Raw genomic sequence first — 26,733 nt, forward strand, 5'->3', positions numbered from 1 at the left:
ATGCGGATGACGGCAAGAGTGATGGCTTGGGCCAGCATGGTGCTGGCTGGTGCGTTGTTGTTTGGCGGGACGGTGGCGCTGGCTGGAGCTGGGGCTGGAGCTGGAGCTGGGGCTGGGGCTGGGGCTGGGGCTGAGGTCGCAGCGGGCCATGCCGCCTTGCCGGTCGATGCGGGGCGCCCGCTTCCACCCACCTTGCGGGGAATCACCGTCGATGCGGTCGAGCAGGCGGGCGCGGTGCTGGCGTCTGTCTCGGCACATCGCGCCGTACCCACGGTGCGGGTGGTGTTCGACCCCGGCAATGCACCCGCCTATTACGCGCCCACTATCGAACGGCTGCGACCGCAGGCTTACATCATGGGGCAACTGGTCGATTCCAGCGACATGGCCAAATACACCGCCGCGCAAGTGCAGGCCCGCGCGCGCAGCTATGCCGCCGCGCTGGGGCCGAAGGTTGACGTGTGGGAGGTGGGCAACGAGTTGAACGGCGACTGGGTCGGCTCCAGCCCGGCGCAGATCAATGCCAAGGCGCTGCGCGCTTACCGGGTGATCGCCAACGAGTTCCACGCGCGCACCGCTGTCACGCTCAACTATTGGGCCGGACCGCAGTGTTATGATCACAAGTGGGACGATACGCTGGCGTTCGCGCGCGCGATGCCCGCCGAGATGCGCACAGGGCTCGATTACGTGTTGCTGAGCATCTATGAAACCGCCTGCGATCCGGCGCAAAAGCCCACCGCAGCGCAAGTTGCGACCATGCTGAACGAGTTGGGCACGATCTTCCCCAAGGCGCGGCTGGGCATCGGCGAGATCGGTGCGCAGGGTCGGGCCGACGGGCTGCGCGCCAACCCGAGCCTGGCCGAAAAACAGCGGATCGCGCGGCTCTACTTCGGGATGCAGCCAACGCTTGCCGCGCAAGTCGGCCCGCGCTTCACCGGCGGATATTTCTGGTGGTACTACGTCGAGGATGCGGTGCCTTCCTCGCTCGCCCGCGTCCGAGCCCACACCAAAGCGAGATCATTGTGGCCGACGATCGACAACCTGCTGTTCAGCCTTTGAGGGGCGCGCCGCCCTGCATCCTTCTTGCCCAGCCGCGATGCGGTGATCAGCCCGCCCGTACCCGCGTCATCGCCTGTTCGTAGCGGGCGTTGATCTCCTGGCCGCGATAGCGCGAGTATTCGCACTTGGCCAAGGCGGCGGCGGGCGGAAAGATGGCGGCGTTGTCGCGGTAGTCCGGCGGCATCAGCGCCAGCGCGGCCTTGTTCGGGGTGGGATAGCGGATGGTTGTGGCGATGTCGGCCCCGGCCTTTGCCCCCAGCGCGAAGTCGATGAAGGCATAGGCCAGATCGGGATGACGCGCGCCCTTGGGGATGCACAGGCTGTCGCTGGCGATGATCCCGCCCTCGCGCGGAACGACAAAGCCGATGTCGGGATCGTCGCGCATCACTTGCGCGATGTCGCCATTGTATTCGATCACCAGATCGATGTCGCCGCCCAGCAGCAAGTCCTGCCCGTTGTCGTCGTGGAACACCTGGATGCTGGGCTTCTGCTTCAGCAGCATCGCTTCCACCCGCGCGATGGTCGCCGGATCGTCTGTATTCGCGGGCAGGCCAAGGTATTTGGCGCCGATCTCGAACAGTTCGCTGGCCTCGGCCAGCAGCCCGATCCGGCCCTTGTAGCGATCGGAATCGAGCACCCATTTCCAGCTATCGGGAACACCATCGACCTTGGATTTGCGATAGCCGATGCCGGTGACGATCCAGGTGTACGGAACCGAAACCTTGCGCCCCGGATCGAACGGCGGATCAAGCCATTCGGGCGCGATGTTCTTGAGATTGGGCAGCTTGGCGTGGTCCAGTTCGGTCAGCAGTCCGGCGGCGTGGAACCGTTCGACAAAATCGTTCGAGGGCACGATCACGTCGTAGCCCTGATTGCCGTTGCGCAGCTTGGCGAACAGTTCGTCGTTGTTGGCAAACAGGCTGATGTTCACCCCCGCGCCCGCCGCCTTGTTGAAATCCTCGATCGTGTGGGCGCCCAGATAGGTATCCCAGGTATAGAGGTTGAGCGCCCGCTCCGGCTTAGCCTTGCCGCAGGCCGCAAGACCCGCGGTAAAGCTCAATCCGATCCCGGCCAGGCCAAGGTCGGACAGGAAGTTGCGGCGGGTCTGCGCCATCGTGCGGCAAGCTCCGGGAGAGAGGGACACAACGCGCCTTACAGCCGAACTCAGGCCTTGAGCAACAAGTGGTCGCGCTCCCACGAACTGATGACCTCGTCATAGGCGGCCAGCTCGTTCATCTTGATCTGGTAGAAGGCGTTGATGAAGCTTTCGCCCAAAAGGTCGATGATCGGCTGGCACCCGATCATCTGCTTGAGCGCGCCGTCCAGATTGCGCGGCAAGGTGCGCGCCTGATCATAGGCGTTGGAGTGGATCAGCGGCAGCGGCTCCACTTTGTCGCGCAGGCCGATGTAGCCCGCAGCCAGCGTCGCGGCGATGGCGATATAGGGGTTGGCATCCGCGCCCGGCAGGCGGTTCTCGATCCGCGTGTTGCGCGGGCTGGAAACCGGGATGCGCAATCCGCACGAGCGGTTGTCGAGCCCCCATTGCACGTTGATCGGCGCGGAATGGGCCGGGCGCATGCGGCGGAAGCTGTTCACGTTGGGCGCGAACAGCGGCACGACCTCGGGCAGATAGCGCTGCAGCCCGCCGACGAAGTGGTGGAATTCGGGGGTCAGCCCCTCGGCGGTGCCGAACAGGTTGGTGCCGTCCTTGTCCTGCGCGGAAATGTGCAGGTGCATGGCGCTGCCCGGCTGGCTTTCCATCGGTTTGGCCATGAATGTGGCGTAGACCCCGTGCTTGAGCGCGACTTGCCGCACGATCCGCTTGAAGATCACCACCTGATCGCACAGCGCCACCGGCTCGCCATGGTTGAAGTTGATCTCCAACTGCGCGGTGCCGCCTTCGTGGATCATCGTGTCGAGTTGCAGCGAGGCGATTTCCGAGTTGTCGTAGATTTCCTCGATGATGTCCTCAAATTCGGTCACCGATTCAAGGCCATAGGGCTGGGGGCTGCTTTCAGCGCGGCCCGAACGTCCGCGCGGCGGCACGATTGGCAGATCGGGGTCGGAATTGACCTCGGTCAGATAGAATTCCAGTTCGGGCGCGACCACCATCTCCCAGCCCATCTCGGCATATTTGGCCAGGATGCGCTTGAGCACATAGCGCGGGGCGACCTCGAACTGTTCGCCGTTGCGGTGGATCGCATCGGCCACGACAAAGGCGGTCGGGGTGCGGAACCCCGGCGCAACGCAGATCGAGTTGATGTCGGGCACCAGCGTGACATCGGGGTCACGATAAAGGAAGTCGTCGGCGTCGGTATCGGCATAGTTGCCGGTAATCGTCACCGAAAACACGCTGGAGGGCAGGCGCAGGCTCATGTTGCCGACCGAGGCGATGAACTTGTCGGCGGGCCACACTTTGCCGCGCACCACGCCATTGATGTCGGGCACCAGGCATTCCACCTCGCCGATACCCTTGGCGCGCAGCCATTCGGCGAATTGGTCCTGTTCGGTCGGTACGGTCATCGGTTTGTCTTTCAAAGGGTTCGTCAACGGACCAGCCTTGCGATCGACAGACCATGCCACAGTCAGGCCACTGTTACAGGCGTTCGTTTACAGTCGATCGCGCAGCGCAAAGAAACTAAGGGCCGCCACCATGGTCGGCCAGCGCAGCAGCGGCCCCCCGGGGAAGCGGGGCGCGGGCAGCCGACGCAGACTTTCGAACGCCGCGCTCTCGATCCCGGCCATCGCTTCGCCCAGCGCTGCGCCAAGGTAGGGAGCCAACACCACTCCAACGCCCGAAAAGCCATTGCAGGCCCACAGATTCGGCTGCACTTCGCGCACATAGGGCAGGCGTTGCGGGGTGATCGCCAGTGTGCCTCCCCATGCATGGTCGATGGCGACGTCGTGCAACTGCGGGAAAATGCGCAGCATGTGCGGGCGGACGAAGCCGGCGATGTCGGCAGGCATGGCGTAGCTGTAGCTCTCACCCCCGCCGAACAGCAGCCGGTGGTCCGATGTGACGCGGAAATAATAGACCACAAAGCGCGAATCCGAAACCGCGCGGTTGCCCGCGATCAGCGCGGCGGCGCGCGCCGGGTCGAGCGGGGCGGTGGTGGCGATGTAGTTGTTGATCGGCAGGACGTGCGCATCGACCTCGCCGAGTAAGCCCTTGGCGTAGCCGCCGGTCGCCATCAGCACCTTGTGCGCGCGAATGGTGCCTTGCGGAGTGGTGATGCGCCACGCCTTGCCATCGCGTTCAATCGACAGGCAAGGGCTGTGCGGATGCAGCTTTGCCCCGGCTGCAACCGCTGCACGGGCCATGCCCAGCGCCAGCTTGAGCGGGTGAAGATGGCCTCCGCCCGCATCGACGCTACCACCATGGTAGTTGGCGCTGGCGACCAGCGTGCGGATTTCATCGCCATCGACCGCGCGCAGGGCGTCATAGCCGTATTCTTCGCGCATATGTGCGACGTGGGCACGGGTTTCGGCAACGAAGCCGCGCTTGTGGTCGGCGTGGATGTGGCCGGGGCGGAACTCGCAGTGATCGGGGTCGAGCGCAAGCAGGGTGTCGAGATTTGCGCGCGCCGCCAGCGCGATGTCCCACATCGCATGCGCGGCGGGCTTGCCCAGATGCTTTTCCAGCCAGGGCTGCTCCTTGTTCCAGCCGATGTGAACTTGTCCGCCGTTGCGCCCGGATGCCCCCCAGCCGATCGGCCCAGCCTCGATCAGGCGCACCTCCTTGCCGGACTGTGCCAGCCGCAGCGCCGCGCCGAGACCGGCAAAGCCCCCGCCCACCACACAGTATTCTGTGATCACGGATTCGCGCAGCGGATTGGCCGCAGGGGGGTGTGGCGCGGTGGCCGCATACCAGGATTCAGGATGGCGGCGCGTGTCCTCGCCGCTAGGGCCTGCCCTCTCGATGGAACGAGACGTCAACATTGTGATCACATATACCCCTCGCAGCGATGACGGTCAATCGCCTCCGCGCGAAGGTAGCGTGGGATCAGCGGGTTTGGCCGCCATCGACGGGGACCACCGCGCCGGTGATGAAACTGGCGCGCGGGCTGAGCAGGAAGGTCGCCATGTCGCCGATTTCCTGCGGGGTGCCGAAGCGGCGCAGCGGCACTTCGCGGCGGATCCAGTTCCACCATGCCTCGCCGCGTTCACCCTGTGTGCGCTTTTCCCACTCGCCATCGGGGAAGATGATGTTGCCCGGCGCCAGCGCATTGACGCGGACGGTGTCGCGCCCCGCGATCCGCGCCAGTTCCTGCGCCAGATGGTTCATCCCGGCCTTGGCCGTGCCATAAGTCAGCGGTGTACCCAGCGCGCCAAGGCCCGCGATCGAGGTTATCAGCACGATCGAACCTTGTTTGCGCGGGGTCATCACCCGCAGCAGCGCACGCGACAGCCGGAAGGCTGAGTCAAGGTTCTGGTTGATCCCGGCGTCCCACGTTTCGTCGTCCACCTCGAAGCCCGGCGGGCAGGGGTGAAGCCCGACATTGGCCACGCCGCCCCAGATCGGCCCGAGCGCGGCCTCGGCTCCTGTCACCATCGCCTCGATCGTGGCGGTGTCGCGCAAGTCGCCTGCCATCGCCCAGACCCGGTCGGCACCGTACTGGTCGGCCAGCCGGGCGCGCTGTTCCTCCAGCGCCTCGGCCCCGCGTGCGGCAATCGCCACCCGCGCCCCTTCGGCAAGGCAGGCCTCGACGATGCCGAGGCCGATGCCACGGCTGGCGCCGGCCACAAGGATCACCTTGTCGTTGAGTTGCAGATCCATTCGCCTATCCTCTCTTGCGGTTTTTCCCGAAGCTAGGGCGAACCTGCGCTAGCGGCAACGCCCATCATGCCAAGGCGCGCAGTGCGGTGGCTGCATTCGGCGCTGGCTTTGTCCGCAACAATCGCCTAGGGCCGCGCGTCCGGATTCTGATTCGCGCCATGGGTGCGAGCGCCTGTCCGGCTTGAAGCGTGCCGCTTTTTTGACGGCCGCCCCATCCCTGGCCTGCCAGCCCAGTTGAATCGAGACCGATGCCCTTTACCCGTTTGCCTTCGCCCATCGCTGCCGCGCTCACCGAACGCGGCTATGCCCAACCCACCCCCGTCCAGGCCGCCGTGCTTGAACCGCAGGCACTTGGCCGTGACCTGATCGTTTCGGCGCAGACCGGATCGGGCAAGACCGTCGCCTTCGGCATCGCCATGGCCGAAGATCTGCTTGCGCTGGTCGCCGAACGCGGCGATTTCGGTCCGCCGCTGGTGCTGGCGATCGCGCCGACCCGCGAGCTGGCGTTGCAGGTCAGCCTTGAACTGACCTGGCTTTATGCCACCGCGGGCTTGCGGATCGCCACGTGCGTCGGCGGCATGGACCCGGTGCGCGAACGCCGCACGCTGGAGCGCCGCCCCCACATCGTCGTCGGCACACCGGGCCGTCTGCGCGATCACCTTGAACGCAACGCGCTCGACCTGTCGGGCGTGGCCTTTGCGGTGCTCGATGAAGCCGACGAAATGCTCGACATGGGCTTTCGTGACGATCTGGAAGAACTGCTCGACGCCACGCCCAATGGCCGCCGTACGTATCTGTTTTCGGCGACCATGCCCAAGCCGATCCTGGCGCTGGCTCGTCGTTATCAGACCGACGCGTTGCAGATCACCACGCTCGATTCCAACCGTGGCCATGGCGACATCGCCTATCACGCGGTGGCGGTCGCTCCGGCCGATATCGAGCATGCGGTCGTCAACCTGCTGCGCTATCACGAAGCGCCCACCGCCATGCTGTTCTGTGCCACGCGGGAATCGGTCCGCCGGCTGCACGCGGTGCTGATGGAGCGCGGCTTTGCTGCCGTCGCGCTGTCGGGCGAGCATAGCCAGAACGAGCGCAACAGCGCGCTGCAAGCGCTGCGCGATGGCCGCGCCCGCGTCTGCGTCGCCACCGACGTTGCCGCGCGCGGGATCGATATCGCCACGCTGACGCTGGTGGTTCACGTCGAACTGCCGCGCGATGCCGAAACGCTCCAGCACCGTTCGGGCCGTACCGGTCGCGCCGGGCGCAAGGGCACTGCGGTGCTGATCGTGCCGATTCCGCGCCGTCGCCGGGTCGAGATGATGCTGCGCGGTGCCAAGATCGCGGCCGAATGGGTGCCGGTGCCCGGCGCATCCGACGTGCGCGAGCGCGACCGTGAGCGGCTGCTGGAACGCCTGTCGGCCCCGATCGAGGATGCCAGCGAGCAGGACCGTGCGCTGGCCGCACAGTTGCTTGAACGGCGCGATCCGGCCGATCTGGCGCTGGCGCTGGTGCAGGCGCACCGTCAGGCGCTACCCGAGCCCGAGGATCTGATCGATCTGGGCGGTTCGGCGGGGGCTGGTGCGGGCGAGCAACAGCACCGTCCGGGCTTTGAGGATGTGGTGTGGTTCCGCATGGATGTGGGCCGCCGTCAGAACGCCGATCCGCGCTGGATCCTGCCGCTGCTGTGCCGTCGCGGGCATATCACCCGCGATGCCATCGGCGCGATCCGCATCGCCGCCAACGAAACCTATTTCCAGGTGCCGCGCAATATCGAAGCCAAGTTCCGCGATGCGTTGCAGCGGACCTGGCGCGATGGCGACGAAGGCGAAGCAGGCGTGCGCATCGAACCTTCGCCCGAAGCGCCGCCGCGTCCGGCTGGCAATGCTGGCGGCGGTCGCGGTGCCAATGGCGCCGCTCGTCCGCAAGGTTATGCCCGTCCGCAAGGCAATGGTGGTCAGGGGCATCGCGGCAAGGGTGGTCCGCGGCGTCCTTGATCAGCAAATTAAGCCTGATCCACAAATTGGCTTGAAAAGATAAAGGACTGCGGGGCTCGATCGGCTCCGCAGTCCTTTTCCGTTCAGAACGAAACGTTCATCGTCGCGATGGCGGTGCGCCCGGTGGCCTGGCTGGCGAAGTGCGAGTTATAGGCCTTGTCGTAATAGCGCTTGTCGAACAGGTTGTTGATATTGGCCTGCAATTCGACGCGCGAATTCAGCCGCAGCTTGGCGTTGAGGTCAAACCGCCAATAGGCCGGTACATAGCGGTCGATCGGCTTGCTAACTACCAGCACCCCGCCGCTGACCGTGCGCAAGTCGGCATAGCCACCATAGACCTTGCCCATGTACGCGGCGTTGCCGCCCACGCTCAACGCCTCGCTGACCTTGTAGGTCGTGGCGGCGGTGAAGCTGTGCTCCGGCGTGTTGGGGAAGCGCTTGCCGTTGTTTGCAGCGGGCGCAAGGTACACCGTCGAGCCGACGGTCGTCGCGGTCATGCCGCCCGACACGATCGTCGAGTCCATGTAAGTATAGCCGCCGAACACGTTCCAGCGCTCGGTGATGTTCCCGCTGAAGGTGAACTCGATGCCCTTGATCCGCTTGTTGCCGATGAAGGCGACGGTGCCATTGGCATCGGTGGCGCGGGCATTGCTGGTTTCGGCGTGGAAAGCCGCCAGCGTCAGCGACAGGCCCTCGCCGAACAGGTTCCACTTCGTGCCGATCTCGTAGTTGCGGGTGCGTTCGACCTTCAGCGCGTCGGTAAGCGCCTGACTGGTGACATTGACCGCGTTGGATTCGCTGCCATTGGCCAGGAAAGAGCCAGGCGGGGTCGCGGCGGTGGAGGTCGAAACATAGACGCTGCCATTGGGGCGCGGCTTCCACGTCAGGCCAGCCTGATAAGTCCACAGGTTGTCGCGGCGGGTGTACCACACCCGGCCGCTTTCATCGGCGGCGGTGGCGGCAAGGCCGGGGCTGACGCGGGTGATGTAGCGATCAAACCGTCCACCGAGGTTGAGCAGCAGCGCATCGCTCAACGTCACGGTGTTGAGCACCGAGACCGCCTGCGTCAGCGCGCGCGCGCGGGTCCAGGTCTTTTCGGCTGAGCGCTGGATCGGGGCGAGGGTGGATGAGCCATCGGACAGATAGCTGACCCACGGATCATAGGGGTTCGGGTTGGTCAGCGAGGTGCAGTTGAACCGCGCCTGCGCCGCCGTGCCGCAACGTCCGCCGGTGGCATTGATCCCCGTCGCCAGCGCGGTGCCGGTGGCGGGATCGGCGACATAGGCACCCACGCCGACCTTCTCGCTGCTCAGTTCGGCGGTCACGGTGAAGCTGTTCTTCACTTTGCCAATGGCGAAGCTGCCGAACAGGTCGGTCTGGTTGATCAGTCCTTCGGTGCGGCTGTAGCGCGTGTTGGCGCGCCGCCAGACCAGCCCGTTGGCGACGTTGCCCTGGCTGTCGTCGGGCTGGGTCAGGACATAGCCCTGACTGCTGACGCCATAGCGCGTGGTGTTGCGCAAGGTCAGATCCTTGCCGAAATGGTGTTCGATCCGGGCGGTGCCGGTGTTGACCAGCGTGTCGCGGAAATCGCGCGCGGCAAGGCCATAGAACGTCCCGCGCGGCACGTCGGCTACCGTCGTTTCGGTCACGCCCGCAGGCGCGGTGGCCGGCGTATAGTGGTAGGGAATGCCCGAATCGGGCAATTCGTGGCCCTGCAGGTGGTAATAGCTGAGCGTCAGGCTGGTCGGACCCGTCAGGCCGACCTTTATCGAAGGCGCGATACCCCAGCGATCCTGCCACACCGCATCGCGGCCCGCCACCTTCTGATCGTGGTAGAGGCCTGCCACGCGCACCGCGATGTCGTTGCCCAGCGTCTGGTTCACATCCACCGTGGCGCGCTTGTAGGCGGCGGTGCCCAGCGCCACCGATGCCTTGGCGAAGTGGGCATCTTCGGGCAGTTTCGACACCAGATTGATCGCGCCGCCGACGTTGCCGCGTCCGCCCATGGTGCTGTCTGCACCCTTGACCACTTCGATGCTTTCGACCGCAAAGGTGTCACGCGACTGGGTGCCGATGTCGCGCACCGCATCGACGAACAGGCTGTTCTGCGAATCCGAACCGCGGATGAAAGGCCGGTCGCCTTGGGGGTTGCCGCCTTCGCCCGCGCCCAGCGTGATGCCCGGCACCAGCCGCAGCGCTTCGGTCAGCGAGGCAGTCGCCGTGTCGGCCAGCACTTGCGCCGGGATCACCGTGACCGCGCGCGGCGTATCGAGCAGGGGCGCTGTGTACTTGGGCGATGCCGCCTTGTCGGCCTTGTAGCTGCCGTCGGTGATCGCCGTATCGGTGACGGTCACAGCGCCCAGAACCTTGGCCGACGCTTCGGGTTTGGTGCCCGACGTCGCGTTGGAAGGTGAGGCTTGATCCTGCGCGAAGGCAGGCGCGCTGGCCGCGATCAGCCCGATGCAGCCAAGCGCCAGAAACCGCGCGGATGACGCTGCGCGCGGTGCGTCCTGCACGGCAGTGGTGGCCTGCGCGCGGGCAGCGGCTGGTGCGGCAGTTTCGATCGATTCCCTCACACTATGGTCCTTCGCGTCTGGGCGGGAGCATGTCTGCGGCAGCCCGGTCCCGCCGACCGTCTGCCTGCATGGCCTGTCTGCGCCGCGCGGGGGGAGCGGGTGACAGGCCGATTGTCTGAATGGGGCTTTAATGCGAGTCATTTGCAATAGCAACCCGGTCCCATGCAAAGGCAATGGTTTGTCACGCAAATTTCGGGCGGCTCGATTGCTTGACCCGGCAAACGGGCTCGATGCGCGCTTCGACGATGTCGTGCGTGACAATGAATTTGCGAACGCCTCTCGACGTCTGCACTCAAGTCGCGTATGAGAATGACTCTCAATAACGGTCTTTGCCAATTGGACAGGTCGCGAATCATGAGCAGTCTTGCCGTTCTCGCATCTCCGCCGCGCATGGCGCTGGCTCGTCCGGCCTCGCAGTCCGAGGTGCCGGTGCGCGTTGTCGTGCCTGCGAACGACGGTTGGGAACCGTCTGCCTACACGCCCGGTTCGCGCAGTCGGCTGGGAGCGGGCGCAGCGGCGCTGGCGGTCGTCGGCGGGCTGTTCCTCGCACTGATGTCGGCGGGCGTGATCGGCGGCAAGGCCGAGCGGACGGTGGTCACGGCGGTGCGTCTGTCGCAAGACCTGCCGCCCCCTCCGCCTCCGCCGGCAGAGGCAAGCGCATTGCGTCCTGACCGCCCGGTTTCGCCGCTCGCTGCGCCGCCGCCGCTGGTATCGTTGCCCGCCCCGGTCGAAATCGCAGCGCCAATGCCCGTCGCGCCTGCCCCGCAACCGAGTGCGCCCGCTCCGGTGCAGGCAGCCGCTCCTGCGCCGGTGATTGCACCCGCACCTGCTCCGGCCGCCGTTGCGACGATGGCGACAGGGCGCGACTTGACCGCCAACCTGATCGCGGCGCAGGCCCCGCGCTATCCCATCGATTCGCGGCGCAACCGCGAACAGGGTACGGTCGTGCTGCTCGTCACCGTCGGGCTGGATGGCAAAGTCGCGGCGATCTCGCTGTCGCGCAGCAGCGGCTTCGACCGGCTCGATCGCGCAGCGCTGGGCGCGGTACGGCAGTGGCGCTGGTCGCCCACGCGCGAAGCCGGGATCGCGATGATGGTGCAGGGACTGGTGCAGATTCCCTTCGTGCTGCAGGGTTGAGGCTGCGGCGATGATGCTGCGCGTGCCCGGCGTGCTGAATGCCGACGATCTGGCCGAGATGCGCGAGGCGTTGGCCCAAGCCGAATGGCAGGACGGTCGCGCCACCGCCGGGCATCTGGCGGTTCAGGCCAAGGCCAACCTGCAGTTGCCGCTCGATAGTCCGGTGGCCCACGCGCTTGGCCAGCGCATCCTGCAACGGCTGGGCGAGACCCCGCTGTTCATCGCCGCCGCATTGCCGTTGCGCGTGCTGCCGCCGCGCTTCAACCGCTACGAAGGTGGCGGCACTTATGGTTCGCACATCGACAACGCGCTGTTCCGGATGCCGGGCAGCGATACATATGTCAGAACCGACATATCCTCCACCGTGTTCCTGTCCGATCCCGACGAGTACGAGGGGGGCGAACTGGTGGTGCAGGATTCCTATGGGGATCATCGGGTCAAGCTGGCGGCGGGCGACATGGTGCTCTACCCAGGCACCAGCCATCACCATGTTACGCCGGTGACACGGGGCACGCGGCTGGCGGCGTTCTTCTGGACGCAAAGCCTTGTGCCAGCCGAAGCCGACCGCCGTAGCCTGTTCGAACTGGATCAGGCGATTCAGGCTTTGTCGGGCGATGCTCCCGATCATCCATCGGTTGCGGCCTTGACCGGGGTCTATCACAATCTGCTGCGGCGCTGGTCGGTCACGTGACCCCGGAGCATGGCCCGGTGCAAGCATTGCCGCCCGATCTTGCCAGCCTGGCCGACTACGAACGCCATGCCGCATTGCGCTGCGATCCGTCGGTTTGGCAGCATATCGCGCACGGTGCGGGCGAAGCCAATCGGGCCGCATTCGGACGCTGGGGCCTGCTTCCCCGGCCATTGGCCGATCCGGCGGGTGGATCGACCGCGACGACCCTGTTCGGACAGGCCCACGCCGCGCCGTTGCTGCTGGCCCCGGTCGCCTATCACGCATTGGTGCATCCGCAAGGCGAGCTGGCCACGGTGCGAGCCGCCACCGCACTTGAAACGACGACGGTGGCCAGCACGCTGTCGAGCGTCACGCTGGAGGACATCGCCGCCACTGCGCAAGCCGCGGCGGTGGAACTGCGCCGCACCGCACCGCCGCCACTTTGGTTCCAGCTTTATCTGCAGCCCGATTTCGCGCGCAGCCTGGCGCTTGTCCGGCGCGCCGAGCAGGCCGGGTATGGCGTGCTGGTGGTCACGGTCGATGCCGCGATCAAACGGGCCGAGTTCACTTTGCCTCCCGGCGTTCGGGCCGCTAACCTTGCCGACGAGCCAGTGGCGCCCTTGCACAGCGCAGCGGTCGGGGCAGGGGGCGTGTTCGGCAGCGCGCTAGCCGCTCAGGCGCCGACCTGGGCCACGATCGAGCGGTTGCGCGCGGAAACCGGCTTGCCGCTGGTGATCAAGGGGCTGATGCATCCGGCCGATGTGCTGCGCGCGCGCGATCTGGGTGCCGACGGCGTGATCGTGTCGAACCATGCCGGCCGGGTGGTCGATGGCGTGGCACCCGCTTTGACCCAGCTCGCCGTTGCGCGCGCGGCCGCAGGGCCGGACTATCCGCTGCTGTTCGACGGCGGGGTCCGCCGGGGCAGCGACGCGCTCAAGGCCATGGCGCTGGGTGCCGATGCGGTGCTGGTCGGACTGCCCCAGTTGCACGCACTGGCCGTGGGCGGCGTGGCCGGGGTGGCGCACATGTTGCACATCCTGCGCACCGAATTCGAGCTGGCCATGGCGCAATGCGGCCTGACACGCGTTTCGGCGATCAACCGGGATTTGCTGGTCGGCCTGTGATTGCCGCGCCGCGGAGTCATACCAGCGTGGCGACCAGTTCGTCGATGTCGACGCAGGCAAAGCCGATGGCGCTGTCCGAAATGCCATAGGGCATGAATAGCAGGTTCCCGACCGGTATTGCGCCGCACGTGTAGACCACATTCGGGACATAGCCGACGCGGTCCTGATCCTTGGCGGCCAGCAGCGGGATGGCGCTGCGGCCCAGCACGATCGACGGATCATCGCGGTCGAGCAGCAGCGCCCCGATCGAATACTTGCGCATCGCGCCGACTCCATGGGTCAGTACCAGCCAGCCGTGGCGGGTCAGGATCGGGCTTCCGCAATTGCCGATCTGGATGAACTCCCACGGGAACCGGGGTTCGAGCAGCAGAATGCCTTCATCGTTCCAGTGGTCGATGCGGTCCGATGACAGCAGATAAAGGTTCTTGCCGTCCTGCCGACCGAGCATGAAGTGACGGCCGCCGATGGTTTCGGGGAACAGCGCCATGCCCTTGTTGCGCCCGGCCCGGCCCGAGATCGGCTGCAAGGTGAAGTTGCGAAAGTCCTCGGTGATCAGCAGTTCCGACCGGATTTCGCGCCCGTTATAGGCCGTATACGTGCCGATCCAGCAATGCGCGCCATCTTCATCGGTGCAGCGCACCAGCCGCAAATCCTCAAGCCCGTTGCGCTGCGCGTCGGTCATCGGAAAGATCACCGTGCCCGACAACGTGCAATCGGCGTGGCGGTGGATGCGCACGGCATGATGCGCCAGCGGCTGTTCGGGGGCGTCGAGCGTGGCGGCGGTCGCGATCGGCGGCTGCGGCCACAGCGCGATGCCGGTGTGGATCGAGGCGATGCCCTCACGGAAAGCGATCGAACTGATGTGCCCTTCGCCGACCGCGCGCATCGACATGATGAAGCGCACTTCGCCTTCGCCCATGTCAGACTGATCGGGGTGAGGAACCACGCTGGGGTTCATCAGTGCCGCGGCGGCATAGCTGTATTCGTGGCAGAAATAGGCCCCGATCAGGCGGCGGCGGGCGGTCGAGATGAAATCCGGCACTTCGATGGCCGATGCCACCTCGGCGCAACGTTCCTCGAACACCGCTTCGATCTGCCAGTGGCGGACCGCGAAATCGTTGAGAATCCCGGCATATTCGGATTCGACCGTGGTCTCATCAAGGTCGAGGATGTCGGCAACCAGCTTTTCCGCGCGCGAGGTGTTGGCCGTCGTCGCCTGCCAGCCCAGATGGAATGGGCGGATCACCACGCGCGACGGGTCGGCATGAAGGCGCAGCGGGAACAGCCGCAAGATTCCGTCCGGACTGGGTTCCAGAGCATCGGCACGTTCGGTCAGGCCCACGATATGTGGCATGTATTCTCCATTTCCGGCGCACAAGTCGCCGTCGGGTCCGGGGGTGGCCCGCCTGTGATGCCGATCCCCGCCTGTTAATGTGCTGAATGGCGCGGTTGTTCCCGCAGTTCTGCCCTAAATCGCGCAGAGACCGGGCGCAAAGGCACACGAAAGCTGCCGAAGCGCAAGGTCAGAGGGGTTTCTATGCCGGGTTTATGCCGATTTGACAGCACTTTGCCGGTGTTTGGCGCAAGTTCGCAGCGGTTCGTCGCACAAGTCGGCATACTGCACGGAACAGTGCGCGGGGCGGCCCGTTTCCCAATGCAGAACAGCCGAACTGCCACCGCGCAATCGGGGTTGCCGCTCACGCCGCACAGCACAGGAACCAGACTTCATGCCAGCACCCGCGCCAGCCGCAGTCGCCAGCCGCCTTACCGGCCTACCTTGCAAGCCACAATCAGTTGGCAGCATCGCGCCCGCTCCGGCACTGGCTGACGAAGCGACTGCCCGCTCTTCCCTGTTTGCACGACCGGCGGCCTCGGCCGATCCGCATCCGCTGCGGGTGGCACTGGTCGGCACTTATGCGCCGCTTAAGTGCGGGATCGCGACATTCACGGCCGATGTGCGGACGCAGCTGGCGCGCTATCATCCCGAAGTCACGGTTGATGTCCACGCGCTGGCGCAACCGGGTAGCTCCATAGCCTATCCCGGCGCGACCGGCATCGTGGCCGGGCGGGAGCCTGCCGATTATGCATTGGCGGCGCGGCGCATCAACGAAAGTTGTGCGGATGTGGTATGGATTCAGCACGAATTCGGCATCTTTGGTGGCCCGGACGGAGCTTATGTCTGCGATCTGGTCGAGCAGATAATGGCGCCGGTCGTGCTGTCGCTGCACACCGTGCTGGCCGCTCCGGCGCCAGAGCAGGAGCATATCTTGCGGTTTCTGATCGGCCGTGCCAGCGCGATCATGGTGATGTCGCAGCATGGCCGGGACTTGCTGGTCACGCGCTATGGTGCCGATCCTGCGACGGTACGCGTGATCGCCCATGGTGCGCCGGACCGCCCCTTCGGACGTGAAGACATGTTCAAGGCGCGGCTCGGACTGGCAGGCCGCGATGTCATCACAACCTTCGGACTGATTGGTCCCGGAAAAGGTCTGGAACGGATGATCGAGGCACTGCCCGCGATCGTGGAGCGCCATCCGCAGGTGCTCTATCGCATCATTGGCGCAACCCACCCCAATCTGGTGGCGCATCAGGGCGAGGCCTACCGCGAGGGCATTGAGGCGCTGGCGCAGCGACTTGGCGTGGAAGATCACATTGCCTGGGACAACCGCTTCCTCGATACCGACGACCTGCTTGACCAGCTTGAAGCCACCGAGATCTACGTCACGCCCTATCCCAACCTGCAGCAATCGACGTCGGGCACGCTGAGTTATGCGGTCGCATTGGGCAAGGCGGTGGTTTCGACGCCATATCTTCATGCGCGCGAACTGTTGGCCGACGGTGCCGGAGTGCTGGTCGAGCCGGATTCGAGCGAGGATCTGGCGCGTGCGATCAACGCGTTACTTGATGACCGGGCATTGCTGATGGAAACGCGGCGGCGTGCCTATGCGGTCGGCCGTCGCACGATCTGGCCGGAATTCGCCCACGCCAGCGCCGATCTGGTCCGCTCGGTGGTCCCGCCTATGGAAAAGTCAGCTCCATTGCCAATGTCAGATTTGCGCGCAGCAGCAGGTCACGGGCTTGCCAGACGCGCAATCGCTACAAAAGCGCCAAGGTTCGCCACCAAACCGGCGCCGACCGGTGCGTTCCGAGGGGATCATTCCCCCGCGAACAAGCCGTTGTCGCCCAACTTGCTGTCGAACAGGGTTGCCGATGGCTGAAGGCGATGGTGGGCGGTGACGGGCTCGAACCGCCGACCCTCTCGGTGTAAACGAGATGCTCTACCAACTGAGCTAACCGCCCGCTTTCGCGGAAGCGCGCTATTGCTTGGTTTCGGGGCGATAGTCAATGCTGGCGTCGCGACCAGAAAAGGCACGAGTGATCCCCTGATCGTGCAGAGAGTCCTGACCTCGCCCCGACGGCCGTCTGGCGGTCAGACCTGCGGAATTTGTCCACGCCGCCTAAGGGGTGGGGTGGCCATGCTGCTCACTGTGGATCATCCAGACTGAACTGGTCGTCATCTTCGTGGTAGGTGAAGATTTCTGCGTAACGGCCCCAGTTGGTCACGGTCTTGAGCGTCTCGTCGGCAAAGTCCTCGCTCATGTGGTCTTCCAATTCGTCACGAAAGCGGCGCGCGGGGGCCTTGTGGCTGGTGCGTTCGTCAAGGATGCGACGGATGTGCTGGGCCAGTGGGACGTGCGCCAGCAGCGCCTCGCCGAACATGGCCTTGCGGGCGTCGACCTCAGCGCCTGCATAACGCCGTGCAGACGGCGTCAGCACCAGTTCGGCACCGCGCAGTTCGGCAAAGCGCAACAGTTGCAGCGTTTCGGCCATCGGAAACAGATCGTCGATTTCCAGATTCAGCGAGTCCGCCAGATCGGCCATGCTGGCTTGCCCGTTGAAGGGGGTGCCATCCACTTCTTCGATCAAGCCCGCCAGCGTGTTGGTCGAAACATGCGGAAATACCATCGCGATGCCCGTGCCCGGAAACACACCATCGCGTGCGGTCTGCGAGGAAGGCTGCTTTGCCGTCATGCGCGCGTAGATGTCATCGACCAGCGCGCGGAACGGTGGATCGAGCCGGTCGCGCGGGCGCGGGATCTCGACCTTGATTTCAGCCACCACGCGGCCGGGGTTGGACGAGAACACCAGAATGCGGTCGCACATCTGCACCGCTTCCTCGATGTTGTGGGTGACGATCAGGATCGACTTGATCGGCATGCGCCCTTCGGACCAGAGGTCGAGCAGATCGGTGCGCAGCGTTTCTGCGGTCAGCACGTCGAGCGCCGAGAACGGCTCGTCCATCAGCAGCAGCGAAGGGTTGACCACCAGCGCGCGCGCCAGCCCCACACGCTGGCGCATGCCGCCCGACAGTTCCTTGGGATAGGCGTTCTCGAAGCCATCGAGGCCGATCAGGTCGATCGCGGCCAGCGCGCGGGTGCGGCGCTCGTCGGCGGGTACTTTCTGCGCCTCAAGCCCCAGCTCCACGTTTTCCTGTACCGTCAGCCAGGGAAACAGGGCGAACGTCTGGAATACCATCGCCACCGACGGTTCCGCGCAATCCTGACTGGCGATGCGCCGCACTTCACCCGTCCGCGGGCGGATCAAGCCGGCGATCGTGCGCAACAGCGTCGACTTGCCCGAGCCGGAACGGCCAAGCAATCCCACGACCTCGTTCTGGTAAAGCGTGAGATCGACGTTCTCGAGCACCAGATGGCCTCCGGGTGGCGGCCCGTAATAATGGTTCAGGCCGCTGACCTCGATCAGTGGTTGGGTCGCTGCGCCCGAAAGTGCGTGAGTAGCCATGAGAAAGCTCCCGGAAGATCAGGACAGGCGCAGGCGGCGCTCGCCAAAGGCGTAAAGCGGTCGCCAGACCATGCGGTTGAAACCAAGCACGAACATGCTCATCACCCCGATGCCCAATGCCACCTGCGGATAATTCCCCGCGGTTGTGGCCTTGGCGATATAAGCACCAAGTCCGTGCGCCTCGAGACGGTGGCTACCCCAAGCCACCACTTCGGCCACGATCGAGGCGTTCCAAGAGCCGCCCGATGCGGTCAGCGCGCCGGTGATGTAATAGGGGAAGATGCCGGGCAGGGCGACCTGGCGCCACCATTGCCAGCCCTTGACCCCGAACATGCCCGCCACTTCGCGCAAGTCGTTGGGAATGGCGCTGGCCCCGGCGATGACGTTGAACAGGATATACCACTGCGTGCCCAGGATCATCAGTGGCGAGAGCCAGATGTCGGGAAGCAGGTTCCAGCGGACAATGGCAATGACCGCAAAGGGGAACAGCACATTGGCCGGGAAAGCGGCGAGGAACTGGGCGATGGGCTGCACCCGCTCGGCTAGGCGGGGCCTCAGGCCGATCATCACGCCCAGCGGTACCCAGATCACGCTGGCAATCACGATCAGCACGACCACCCGCACCAGCGTTACCAGCGCAAGACCAACGGCGGTGCCGATTTCGAGCAGGCTCAACGTGGTCATTACGTAATGGCCTGTCCAGCCAAGCGCCGCTGCGACGCCGATCCATATCAGCGTCTGCCACACGCGTTCGAACCACAGATGGGGGGCGCCTGCCTTGGCTCGTTTGTGTTCGCGCCGTGCCGGCTCAAGCGCCAGCAGCAACCGCCCCATCGTCGAAAACGGGGCGAAGAGCAGCGGCAGCGTTCTGGTGCGCCGCAGCAGATCATAGACCCAGCTTTCGGGCTGCTCGGTACTGGCGGTCTGCTCAAAGCGAAAGCGATCAGCCCAGGCGACGATCGGGCGAAAGAACATCTGGTCATAGCCAAGGATCACGAGCGCCATCATCCCCACCGCCCAGCCGACCGAGCGGAAATCCTGATGCTCGATCGCCAGCGCCAGATAGGAACCGATCCCCGGCAAGGTGACGGTGGTGTTGCCGACGGTGATCGCTTCGGAGGCAACCACGAAGAACCACCCGCCCGACATCGACATCATCGCATTCCACACCAGCGCAGGCGTGGCGAAAGGCAGATCGAGCCGCAGGAACCTGCGCACGGGCGACAAGGCAAAGCCTTCGCACACCTCTTCCAGATCATCGGGCAGGCCGCGCAACGACTGATAGAAGCTGAAGGCCATGTTCCACGCCTGCGAGGTGAAGATGGCAAAGACGCTGGCCAGTTCCACCCCCAGCACATTGCCGGGGAACAGATTCATGAAGAAGGTGACGGTGAAGGTCAGGAATCCGAGGATCGGGACCGATTGCAGGATATCGAGCGCGGGCACGATGATTTGCCCGGCATGCTTGCTGCGCGCCGCCAGCGTGGCGAACACCAGCGTGAACACCGTCGAGGCGAACAGCGCGGCGAACATGCGCAGCACCGTGCGCAGCGCATAGTAGGGCAGATTGGACGGATCGAGCGTGACCGGTTCGAGGTGCAGGGTCGAGAGCGGGGCTACCGCTCCCTCCGCCGCACGAAAGATCAGGACCGCCAGCCCTGACAGGATGATGAAGGCAATCGCATCTTCGCGGTTGGGGCGCGTCAGCCGCAATATCCGTGAGAAGGACGGCAGGATGGCAACGGGATGCTTGTCCGGGCTCATGCGCTTGCCTTGCTACTACGGGAGGGATCGACGTGCATCAGCTTAAAATCCTGCGTGAAAGCGGGCGCCGAACACATTGGCAGGTCCGCGATCCCGATTGTAGCCGGGGTTGGCGATGTGCTGATAATCAAGCGTGATCGCGGCCCAGTTCACCGGTCGGAACGCGTAGTAGGCTTCGATGATCGTTTCGCTGCCGGCATTGCGTAGCGCGCCATCGCCGACCAGCACACCCAGCCCACCGGCTGCCAGCCAGCGCTGGTGTGCGGCTGAAATGCCGTTGACCACCGCTGCAAATCCTACCGTATCCTGCAGGCGGCGCCAGCCCGCACCTTTCAGCGCACCGCCCACGGCAAGGCTGCGATCGATGTCGGTAAAGTCATAGGTTTCGATGGCGCCTTGTGTGGTGCCGGCACGCACGAACATGCCGAGATTGGCAGTCAGATCCTGTTCGGCGTTCACTGCAAGGCCGAAGCGATTCTGCTTGCGGCGTACGAGCGCAAGGTCTGGCGGGTTGCCAGAGGCGCGGGCCAGCGCAAGCGCATCGTCGAAGCGCGCGAACCGGCCGCGGTTGCGAAAACCCGTAACCCGCACCGCGCCATCGCGGTCGCCGATGTGCCAGCGACGTTCACCCTCGACGATCAGCGCATTCTGACTGAAATTGCTCTCCAGTTCGATGCCATTGGGCACTTTCGACAGGTTGTAGAGCCCCGTGCGCAGCGTCCACGGACCCTGATACCATTCGGCCGCGATGCCATAGGTATAGCCCCAAGCATTGGCAGCGTAGTCGAAGCTGCCGGTGTCGACCAACGACCAGTTGAGGAAATCGGCTCGCGGATCGTGGGCGAACCTGTTGGTGTCGAAGATGTCGCCCACACCCATCTTGCCTGCTGTGAGGACAATGCGGTTGGTTGACGTGGTTTCGCGCAACTGGTTGATCGTGGCATCCAGCCTCAACACATCGCCGCCCAGCGCGATCGTCTGGTGCACGAAGGCACGCTGCAGCTTGAAGTAAGGGCTCATCTTGCCGACCTTGTAGGCTTCGGCGCTGGGAAAGCCGCCCACGCCCAACGTGTTCGACAGGCCGAAACCCTGATCGATCTCAAGGTTCGCCCACACTTCGCCGCCCCGCCAGGGCTTTGCGCCCAGATAGAGCGTGGCATCGCTGGTCGATTTGACCTGATGCGGGGTGAGGCTGTTTTCTCCGACATAGGGCGAGGCAAAGCCGCCTGTTGCTTGGGCCACCGTGGTGATTTGGCCGTGCAGGGCATAAGTCTGGTCGCCAGCGGCCGCATCGCCCGCATGTGCTGGCGATGCGGCCAGACAGGCCGCAGCCAGTCCCGACAGCAACAGGGCACAAGTGGCGATGCGGGTCATCGTTGTCTCCCTGATCGGCGCAGTAGCGCCTCTGCGTGACAGATGCGTCACGACCGCAGGCAGATGAATTGTTGCACGATGCGTGCAGACGAACACGTTGAAAAACTTGGTCATCGGTTCCGATCCTCGGGCAGGGGGTTCCCACCGGGGCATCGGACCTGCGCGTCAATCCACGCCGATCGCAATCCGCGACAGGAAACCGGGCGCGCAGACGAAAGCGGCAAGCGGGCGATTGGCCCGACTGTCGCCCTCATCGGCGGCGGTGTTGCGACTTCGCGGCATTGTTGAGGGTTCCATTGGAAAATGGGGCTGCAGGCCGAGCCGGGACGACTCGACCGGGTGCTCCCTATACTCTAGGGGGGTATGGTATCAAGTTCAAAGGAGCGCGCATTGAGTCACGTCGCCGCCGAGAAGCAGAAGCTGCTCAATCGCCTGAAGCGCTTGCGCGGACAGATCGACGCGCTTGAACGCGCAGTTGATGCGGACGTGGAATGCGCGCGGGTGCTGCAACAGGCGACCGCGTGTCGCGGTGCGCTCGAAGGCTTCATCGTAGAAGTGATCGAGGATCATATCCGCGAACACATGATCGAACCCGGCTTGCCCGTGAACGACCCCAAGTTGTTGGCAGCAGAAGATCTGGTGGCGATCATCAAGGCCTACATGCGTTAGCCAAAAGCCGCCACTTCCGCTTTGGTTCGGCTCGGAATATCGGCATATTCCTTCCCTTCGCCTCCACGACTTGACGGCATTTGAATCCCGCCGTGGCCTTGTGGAACTTGTCCAGGCCGACTTTTGCACCGGGCGGCGGAGTAGGCGCCAACCGCCGGGCGCTTCCTTCGCCGGGAGCAGATCACTGGATGGTCTGTTCGTGCTGGCGGAAATCGCTGGGTGTGCGCCCGGCGTAAGCGCGAAAGGCGCGGCTGAAATGGCTCTGGCTGGTGAAACCGAGCGATTCCGACAGTGCCGCCAAGGTCATGTCGGTCTGCGCCAACAAGTGCTGCGCGCGATCGAGCCGGGCTTTCATCACGTACTGATGCGGCGAAATCCCGGTGGCCTTCTTGAATACCCGGCAAAAATGCGACGGAGTGACGCCCGCGGTCGCCGCCATCTGTTCAAGGCTGTGATCGTGCTCGGGATGATCGAGAATGGCGTTCATCACCTTGTGCAGCCGATAGGCCGAAAAGTCCGAGGTCGGGATATCCAGCGCTTTACCCTGCACGGGCACGCCCGACAAGATATGCGCCTTTAACGCACCGACCATCGCCGAGACATAGGACTGCCGCTCTTCGGCATGGGGGGCATAAAGCTCGGCGAGGATCTGGCGGGTGAGCGCGACGCCGAGCGGATCGGTGAAGGCAAAGCGCATCTTGCTGAACTGATCGCTTTGCGAAGCGGCCTTGAGTACTTCGGATGAGACACTGAGCGTCACCACGTCAAGCTCACCGTCGACCAGCCAGCCGGTCGGCATGCCTGCGGGCACGATCGTCGCGCAGCCGGGGATCGAATGCGTTTCGGTCCAGTTCCCGCGCTCCCAGGTCTTTACCCTTGGCTTGCCGGCGATGTGGACGATGAAGATCGGATCGGGCACCGGGGGCAGGGCATAGCTGCCGACGAACTGCCGCCAGCGGCACAGCGACCAGCCTTCGCCCAGCGAGCCAAGTTCCATTTCGGGCGCACGGCCGAGTACGTCGCAGATTATCGCCTTGTTGTCCCAGACCTTCTTGGGGCTGGCGGACGGGTCATTGTCGCCCGCTGGCTGATTCGGCATCGCTCTTCCCACTTCAAGCCTCTGTTGTTTTCAGGTGACCAGTCGCACGTCGAGGCGCTTGAAGCCGTTGATGAACGCAGATCGCACGCGCTGCGGCTGTCCCACTACTTCGAACGCCGAAACATGCCGCGCCAACAGGCGGAATGCTACACGCAATTGCATCTCCGCCAGTCGCGAGCCGACGCAAACGTGCGCGCCCGCCCCGAAGGCGACGTGCTGGCGGACCTGCCGGGTCACGTCGAACCGGTCGGGTTCGGCGAACGCGGCTTCGTCGCGGTTGCCGGCGGGGTAGAACATCACGACTCGCTCGCCCTTGCGGATCGTTTGGCCGCCAAGCTCGGTATCGTGCATCGCAGTGCGCCGCATGTGGATCACCGCGCTGGCATGGCGCGCCATTTCCTTGACCGCGCCGGGCAGGAGATCGGGGTTTTCGCGGATCATCTGCCATTGCTGCGGATCGCGGGCAAAGGCGATCATCGTGTGGTTGAGCGTGTTACGCGTCGTCTCGTTGCCCCCGACCAGCGCCAGCACGAGGTTGCCGACGAAATCGGGGAACGGCACCGGCTTGCCGCCTATCTCGCTGTTGGCCAGCAACGAGGCGAGGTCAGCCGTCGGCGCTGCCCGGCGGGTTTCGAACAAGTGCTGGCAGAATCCGAAGAATTCGCCCACCACTTGCTGCATCGCTTCGGGCGACTGGCGGAAATCGGGATCGTCCTCACCGATGAAGGCATCGGTCCAGCGGTGCAGATCGCGCCATGTCTGTGCGGGCACACCAAGCAGTTCGGCCAGCGTCAACAGTGGCAGCGGCACGGTGAAGAAGGGCAGGATGTCGATCGCCGTATTCAGCGGTACATCGGCCAGCAAGGCTTCGACCCGCGCCTCGATCCGCGTCTCGATCCCGTCGAGGCGCACCGGCGACAGCGCGGGTACCACGAATTTGCGGTACTGCGTGTGGATCGGCGGATCGCGCGAGATGAACGGCACGCCGATGCCGCTGTCTCCCGATCCTGCGAGCCCCGCCTCGTTCTCGTCGAAGATGCGGTGCCCGCCGTTCTCGTGCGCCGAGGAAAAGAGGTCGGATCGCTTGGAGACCTCCATGATCTCCGCGAAACCCAGCACCGCCCAGAATCCCCCGCGGTCCTCGGCCGGGGCATTCCAGTGCACCGGACCCATGCGCTGCAATTCGGCGAAAAGGTCATAGGGCATGCCCTGAACATAAAGCGAGGGATCGCCCAGATCCGGCCCGACATTGCTGGTCATGATCAGAATCCTGCGCGTACCGAGACCCCGAACGTGCGCGGTGCGCTGGGCACGAGGAAGTTGTAAGGGAAGCCCGCCCCGCGCAGGTCGAGGCCGTAGCCATAAGTCTTGCGGTCGAACAGGTTGTTGGCGAAGACGCGCAAGGTGATGCGCGCGTTGCTCCAGCTCAGCGCACCGTTGACTTTGGCGTTGGCGCCCTGTGCCAGCTCCGAATTGACTTGCCCCGACCCTGCGACGTTCACCGCGTTGAACGGCGAGAAGAACTGGCTGCTGGTGTAAAGGACGTTCGGCGAGAAGGTGATGCGGCCTCCGGCCACTTCCACCACATCCCAGTCCGCGCCAATCTGGCCGGTGAACTCGGGCGCGAACGGCAGGCGGTTCCCCGACAAGTTCGTGCCTTGCAGGGTCAGTTCCTTGTACTTCGAATGGAGCAGGCCGAGCGAGGCATTGATCCGCAGCCCCTTCATCGGGCGCAGCGTAGTTTCGGCTTCAAGCCCATAGACTTCGGACTTGGGCGCATTGACGAGGAATGAGACCGGGCCGGGCCGCGTGTCCTGCAACTGCTGGTTGGTGTAGTCGTAATAGAATCCCGAGACGGCGTAAGTCAGCAAGCGGTCCGCCGTGCGGCCCTTGACGCCGACTTCGAAGGCGTTGACCCGCTCGGGCTTGATATAGCTGATCCCGCTTGACGAGGTGTAGCCACCGCCATTGACTGCGCCTGCGCGGTATCCCCGGTTGTAGCTGGCATAGGCGAGCGCGCCGCTACCGAAGGTGTAGCTCAGTGCCACGCGACCGGTCAGTGCGTTGTTGCTGTCCTTCAGTCCGAAGCGGGCAGCCGGATCATAGGCGCAAGTGCCCGCGACGCCGGGGCAGGGCACGGTCGAAGCCAGCGGTGTATCGGCTGCACCTACCGCGCCGACGAAGAGATAGGCAAAGGCGTCGTCATAGCTCGACTTGTCGCGGGTATACCGCGCGCCAAGGGTCAGGTTGAGCGCGCTGGTCAACGCGATGTCAGCCTGCCCGAACACCGCGTAGGACCGGCGCTCCTGCCGGTAATGCTGAAAGAATCCGCCTGCCGGGGGCAGCGGCAGATTGAACCGGTTGTCGGTGATGTTGCGGTCAAAGCCATAGAACAACCCGCCGACGAAGGTCACGCCCTTGCCGGTATAGTTCGCGCGCAGTTCCTGGCTGAACTGACGGTAGTCCGACTTCCAGTTGATATCGAGGATGTCGAGCGGGGATCCGTCCGCCGCTTGTTGCAGATCCTGCGAGCCGCCATCGTACGACGTGATCGAGGTCACCGTGAGGTTGTCTGCCACATCGACCCCGATGTTGGCGCTGAAGCCCCAGGCGTCGGTGTTGTTGGATCCCACGCGGTTTTCGTTGGTCTCGAAAAAGCCTAGCCCGGTGCGGAATACGCCGAGGCCATGAACCGCCGCCTGCGTGCCCCGGTCGCGCCCGCCATAGGCGCGCAGCACGACATTGACACCTTCGCCGGGCTTGAGCCGCAGCGAAACGCGCCCTTGCAGCGTATCGGTCGAGGCCGGATCGCGCCCGCCCTGAAAGGTGTTGTGGATCTGGCCGTCGCCCTTGGCATAGTTCACTGCGGCGCGGATACCGGCAACGCCTTCTTTCAGCGTCGTTTCGACCGCCCCTTGCGCGGTGAAGGTGTTATAGTTGCCATAGCCTAACTGGACATAGCCTTCGCTTCCCGAAAGGTCCGGGCGGCGGGTGATGAAATTGATCGCGCCGCCAGTGGTGTTGCGGCCGAACAGCGTGCCCTGAGGTCCGCGCAGCACCTCGATCCGATCAAGGTCGAACAGCCCCATGCCGTGGCTGGTGCGCGGCGCCAGATAGACGTCATCGAGATAGACGCCGACCGGCGAGGCCTGATTGGAATTGTATTCGTTGGCAACGCCGATGCCGCGCAGCGTGAAGTTGGGCTGGGTGTTGCCATAGGGGCTGTTGATCTGGAGGTTCGGCACAGCCGCTCCCAGTTGGGCGGAATTGGTAATGCCGTGTTCTGCCAGCGCATTGCCCGCCAGCGCGGTCACCGCCAGCGGCACGTCGAGCAGCGACTGTTCGCGGCGCTGCGCGGTCACCACGATCTCGCCATCGCCCTGAGTTGCGCCGGATTGCGGCGTCTGAGCCTGGGCCATGGCGGCGGTTGATGTGGATGCGACGGCAAATGCCAACACCACGCGAACGAAACCCGTTCCTGCCATTGTACTCTCCCTTGTTACCGTTGAGCTCTCGTGGCTCGTCAGGGAGTTGTTCTAGGCGGTCAGACGCCAAAGGGCTTTAGAGCCCGATTCAAAAGTCTGTCATGCGGCTGAAAGTCGCGCAATTCTGCGGGTTAGCATCCGGATAGAAGCGATATTCGCCCACGCGGTCGAGCTCTCGATGGAGCGTTCCCAGTCTTTGGCGAGG

19 protein-coding genes, 1 tRNA gene and 1 pseudogene are annotated in these 26,733 nt (G+C 64.6%); 7 read left to right on the forward strand and 14 right to left on the reverse strand.

Annotation, left to right across the window (positions count from 1 at the left end):
- Positions 1-6: 6 nt before the first annotated feature.
- Positions 7-1,056 (forward strand): hypothetical protein, encoded by a 1,050-nt coding sequence (locus LDN95_RS19500; RefSeq protein ID WP_226019237.1) that lies wholly within the window; start codon positions 7-9, stop codon positions 1,054-1,056.
- A 46-nt stretch (positions 1,057-1,102) separates the two neighbouring features.
- Here the strand turns inward: LDN95_RS19500 and LDN95_RS19505 are convergent, their stop codons facing one another.
- The 4 genes from LDN95_RS19505 to LDN95_RS19520 form a co-directional block, all read right to left on the reverse strand.
- Positions 1,103-2,170, reverse strand: coding sequence for a PotD/PotF family extracellular solute-binding protein (locus LDN95_RS19505; RefSeq protein WP_226019238.1), 1,068 nt, complete (start codon positions 2,168-2,170; stop codon positions 1,103-1,105).
- A gap of 50 nt (positions 2,171-2,220) precedes the next feature.
- Entirely contained in the window at positions 2,221-3,579 is a 1,359-nt protein-coding gene (locus LDN95_RS19510) for a glutamine synthetase family protein (RefSeq protein ID WP_226019239.1), read from the reverse strand.
- Between the two features lie 87 nt (positions 3,580-3,666).
- Entirely contained in the window at positions 3,667-4,995 is a 1,329-nt protein-coding gene (locus LDN95_RS19515) for an FAD-binding oxidoreductase (RefSeq protein ID WP_226019240.1), read from the reverse strand.
- Between the two features lie 64 nt (positions 4,996-5,059).
- On the reverse strand, positions 5,060-5,833 hold the full coding sequence (locus tag LDN95_RS19520; protein ID WP_226019241.1) for an SDR family NAD(P)-dependent oxidoreductase: 774 nt from the start codon (positions 5,831-5,833) through the stop codon (positions 5,060-5,062).
- A 248-nt stretch (positions 5,834-6,081) separates the two neighbouring features.
- Between LDN95_RS19520 and LDN95_RS19525 the strand changes: the two genes are divergently transcribed.
- Positions 6,082-7,827: a DEAD/DEAH box helicase gene (locus LDN95_RS19525; protein ID WP_226019242.1), complete on the forward strand. Its 1,746-nt coding sequence runs from the start codon at positions 6,082-6,084 to the stop codon at positions 7,825-7,827.
- 83 nt (positions 7,828-7,910) lie between these two features.
- Here the strand turns inward: LDN95_RS19525 and LDN95_RS19530 are convergent, their stop codons facing one another.
- Positions 7,911-10,403, reverse strand: coding sequence for a TonB-dependent receptor domain-containing protein (locus LDN95_RS19530; protein ID WP_226019243.1), 2,493 nt, complete (start codon positions 10,401-10,403; stop codon positions 7,911-7,913).
- A gap of 354 nt (positions 10,404-10,757) precedes the next feature.
- Between LDN95_RS19530 and LDN95_RS19535 the strand changes: the two genes are divergently transcribed.
- Genes LDN95_RS19535 through LDN95_RS19545 form a run of 3 tightly spaced genes read left to right on the forward strand, consistent with a single transcriptional unit; the run spans position 10,758 to position 13,334 of the window.
- Positions 10,758-11,540: an energy transducer TonB gene (locus LDN95_RS19535; RefSeq protein ID WP_226019244.1), complete on the forward strand. Its 783-nt coding sequence runs from the start codon at positions 10,758-10,760 to the stop codon at positions 11,538-11,540.
- Positions 11,541-11,550: 10 nt separating this feature from the next.
- Positions 11,551-12,231, forward strand: a complete 681-nt coding sequence (locus LDN95_RS19540) for a Fe2+-dependent dioxygenase (RefSeq protein ID WP_226019245.1) — start codon at positions 11,551-11,553, stop codon at positions 12,229-12,231.
- 17 nt (positions 12,232-12,248) lie between these two features.
- On the forward strand, positions 12,249-13,334 hold the full coding sequence (locus LDN95_RS19545) for an alpha-hydroxy acid oxidase (RefSeq protein ID WP_226019246.1): 1,086 nt from the start codon (positions 12,249-12,251) through the stop codon (positions 13,332-13,334).
- A 16-nt stretch (positions 13,335-13,350) separates the two neighbouring features.
- Here the strand turns inward: LDN95_RS19545 and LDN95_RS19550 are convergent, their stop codons facing one another.
- A complete protein-coding gene (locus LDN95_RS19550; protein ID WP_226019247.1) occupies positions 13,351-14,688 on the reverse strand; it encodes a glycoside hydrolase family 130 protein in 1,338 nt (445 codons plus the stop codon).
- 373 nt (positions 14,689-15,061) lie between these two features.
- On the opposite strand from LDN95_RS19550, the gene LDN95_RS19555 reads away from it, so the two are divergent.
- Entirely contained in the window at positions 15,062-16,552 is a 1,491-nt protein-coding gene (locus LDN95_RS19555; protein ID WP_226019248.1) for a glycosyltransferase family 4 protein, read from the forward strand.
- A gap of 6 nt (positions 16,553-16,558) precedes the next feature.
- Here LDN95_RS19555 and LDN95_RS19560 read toward each other — a convergent pair.
- The 4 genes from LDN95_RS19560 to LDN95_RS19575 form a co-directional block, all read right to left on the reverse strand.
- Positions 16,559-16,634, reverse strand: a tRNA-Val gene (locus tag LDN95_RS19560).
- 183 nt (positions 16,635-16,817) lie between these two features.
- Positions 16,818-18,137 carry an AAA-associated domain-containing protein gene (locus LDN95_RS19565; protein WP_226019249.1) on the reverse strand — a complete coding sequence of 440 codons (1,320 nt, stop codon included), beginning with the start codon at positions 18,135-18,137 and terminating at the stop codon, positions 16,818-16,820.
- A gap of 18 nt (positions 18,138-18,155) precedes the next feature.
- Positions 18,156-19,901, reverse strand: coding sequence for an ABC transporter permease subunit (locus LDN95_RS19570; RefSeq protein WP_226019250.1), 1,746 nt, complete (start codon positions 19,899-19,901; stop codon positions 18,156-18,158).
- 42 nt (positions 19,902-19,943) lie between these two features.
- Entirely contained in the window at positions 19,944-21,275 is a 1,332-nt protein-coding gene (locus LDN95_RS19575) for a carbohydrate porin (protein WP_370631720.1), read from the reverse strand.
- A gap of 390 nt (positions 21,276-21,665) precedes the next feature.
- Here LDN95_RS19575 and LDN95_RS19580 point away from each other — a divergent pair, with 390 nt between their 5' ends.
- The gene (locus tag LDN95_RS19580) at positions 21,666-21,944 is read left to right on the forward strand and encodes a metal/formaldehyde-sensitive transcriptional repressor (RefSeq protein WP_226019252.1); all 279 of its coding nucleotides are present in this window, start codon (positions 21,666-21,668) and stop codon (positions 21,942-21,944) included.
- 181 nt (positions 21,945-22,125) lie between these two features.
- On the opposite strand, the gene LDN95_RS19585 is transcribed toward LDN95_RS19580, so the two are convergent.
- From LDN95_RS19585 to LDN95_RS19600, 4 genes and pseudogenes are all read right to left on the reverse strand, one after another.
- Positions 22,126-23,043, reverse strand: a complete 918-nt coding sequence (locus tag LDN95_RS19585) for a helix-turn-helix domain-containing protein (RefSeq protein ID WP_226019253.1) — start codon at positions 23,041-23,043, stop codon at positions 22,126-22,128.
- A gap of 30 nt (positions 23,044-23,073) precedes the next feature.
- Positions 23,074-24,303, reverse strand: coding sequence for a cytochrome P450 (locus LDN95_RS19590; RefSeq protein WP_226019254.1), 1,230 nt, complete (start codon positions 24,301-24,303; stop codon positions 23,074-23,076).
- Positions 24,304-24,305: 2 nt separating this feature from the next.
- Positions 24,306-26,462 carry a TonB-dependent receptor gene (locus LDN95_RS19595; RefSeq protein ID WP_226019255.1) on the reverse strand — a complete coding sequence of 719 codons (2,157 nt, stop codon included), beginning with the start codon at positions 26,460-26,462 and terminating at the stop codon, positions 24,306-24,308.
- Between the two features lie 165 nt (positions 26,463-26,627).
- Positions 26,628-26,733 (reverse strand): annotated as a pseudogene (locus LDN95_RS19600) (IS5/IS1182 family transposase); the annotation flags it as partial.

It is taken from the genome of Novosphingobium sp. FKTRR1, assembly GCF_020404405.1.
Classification (GTDB): domain Bacteria; phylum Pseudomonadota; class Alphaproteobacteria; order Sphingomonadales; family Sphingomonadaceae; genus Novosphingobium.

Coding starts and splice junctions, on each gene's coding strand:
- LDN95_RS19520 (WP_226019241.1), bottom strand. CDS start 5,833: ATGGATCTGCAACTCAACGACAAGGTGATCCTTGTGGCCGGCGCCAGC.
- LDN95_RS19565 (WP_226019249.1), bottom strand. CDS start 18,137: ATGGCTACTCACGCACTTTCGGGCGCAGCGACCCAACCACTGATCGAG.
- LDN95_RS19505 (WP_226019238.1), bottom strand. CDS start 2,170: ATGGCGCAGACCCGCCGCAACTTCCTGTCCGACCTTGGCCTGGCCGGG.
- LDN95_RS19515 (WP_226019240.1), bottom strand. CDS start 4,995: ATGTTGACGTCTCGTTCCATCGAGAGGGCAGGCCCTAGCGGCGAGGAC.
- LDN95_RS19570 (WP_226019250.1), bottom strand. CDS start 19,901: ATGAGCCCGGACAAGCATCCCGTTGCCATCCTGCCGTCCTTCTCACGG.
- LDN95_RS19590 (WP_226019254.1), bottom strand. CDS start 24,303: ATGACCAGCAATGTCGGGCCGGATCTGGGCGATCCCTCGCTTTATGTT.
- LDN95_RS19500 (WP_226019237.1), top strand. CDS start 7: ATGACGGCAAGAGTGATGGCTTGGGCCAGCATGGTGCTGGCTGGTGCG.
- LDN95_RS19550 (WP_226019247.1), bottom strand. CDS start 14,688: ATGCCACATATCGTGGGCCTGACCGAACGTGCCGATGCTCTGGAACCC.
- LDN95_RS19525 (WP_226019242.1), top strand. CDS start 6,082: ATGCCCTTTACCCGTTTGCCTTCGCCCATCGCTGCCGCGCTCACCGAA.
- LDN95_RS19540 (WP_226019245.1), top strand. CDS start 11,551: ATGATGCTGCGCGTGCCCGGCGTGCTGAATGCCGACGATCTGGCCGAG.
- LDN95_RS19585 (WP_226019253.1), bottom strand. CDS start 23,043: ATGCCGAATCAGCCAGCGGGCGACAATGACCCGTCCGCCAGCCCCAAG.
- LDN95_RS19575 (WP_370631720.1), bottom strand. CDS start 21,275: ATGACCCGCATCGCCACTTGTGCCCTGTTGCTGTCGGGACTGGCTGCG.
- LDN95_RS19535 (WP_226019244.1), top strand. CDS start 10,758: ATGAGCAGTCTTGCCGTTCTCGCATCTCCGCCGCGCATGGCGCTGGCT.
- LDN95_RS19555 (WP_226019248.1), top strand. CDS start 15,062: ATGCCAGCACCCGCGCCAGCCGCAGTCGCCAGCCGCCTTACCGGCCTA.
- LDN95_RS19595 (WP_226019255.1), bottom strand. CDS start 26,462: ATGGCCCAGGCTCAGACGCCGCAATCCGGCGCAACTCAGGGCGATGGC.
- LDN95_RS19510 (WP_226019239.1), bottom strand. CDS start 3,579: ATGACCGTACCGACCGAACAGGACCAATTCGCCGAATGGCTGCGCGCC.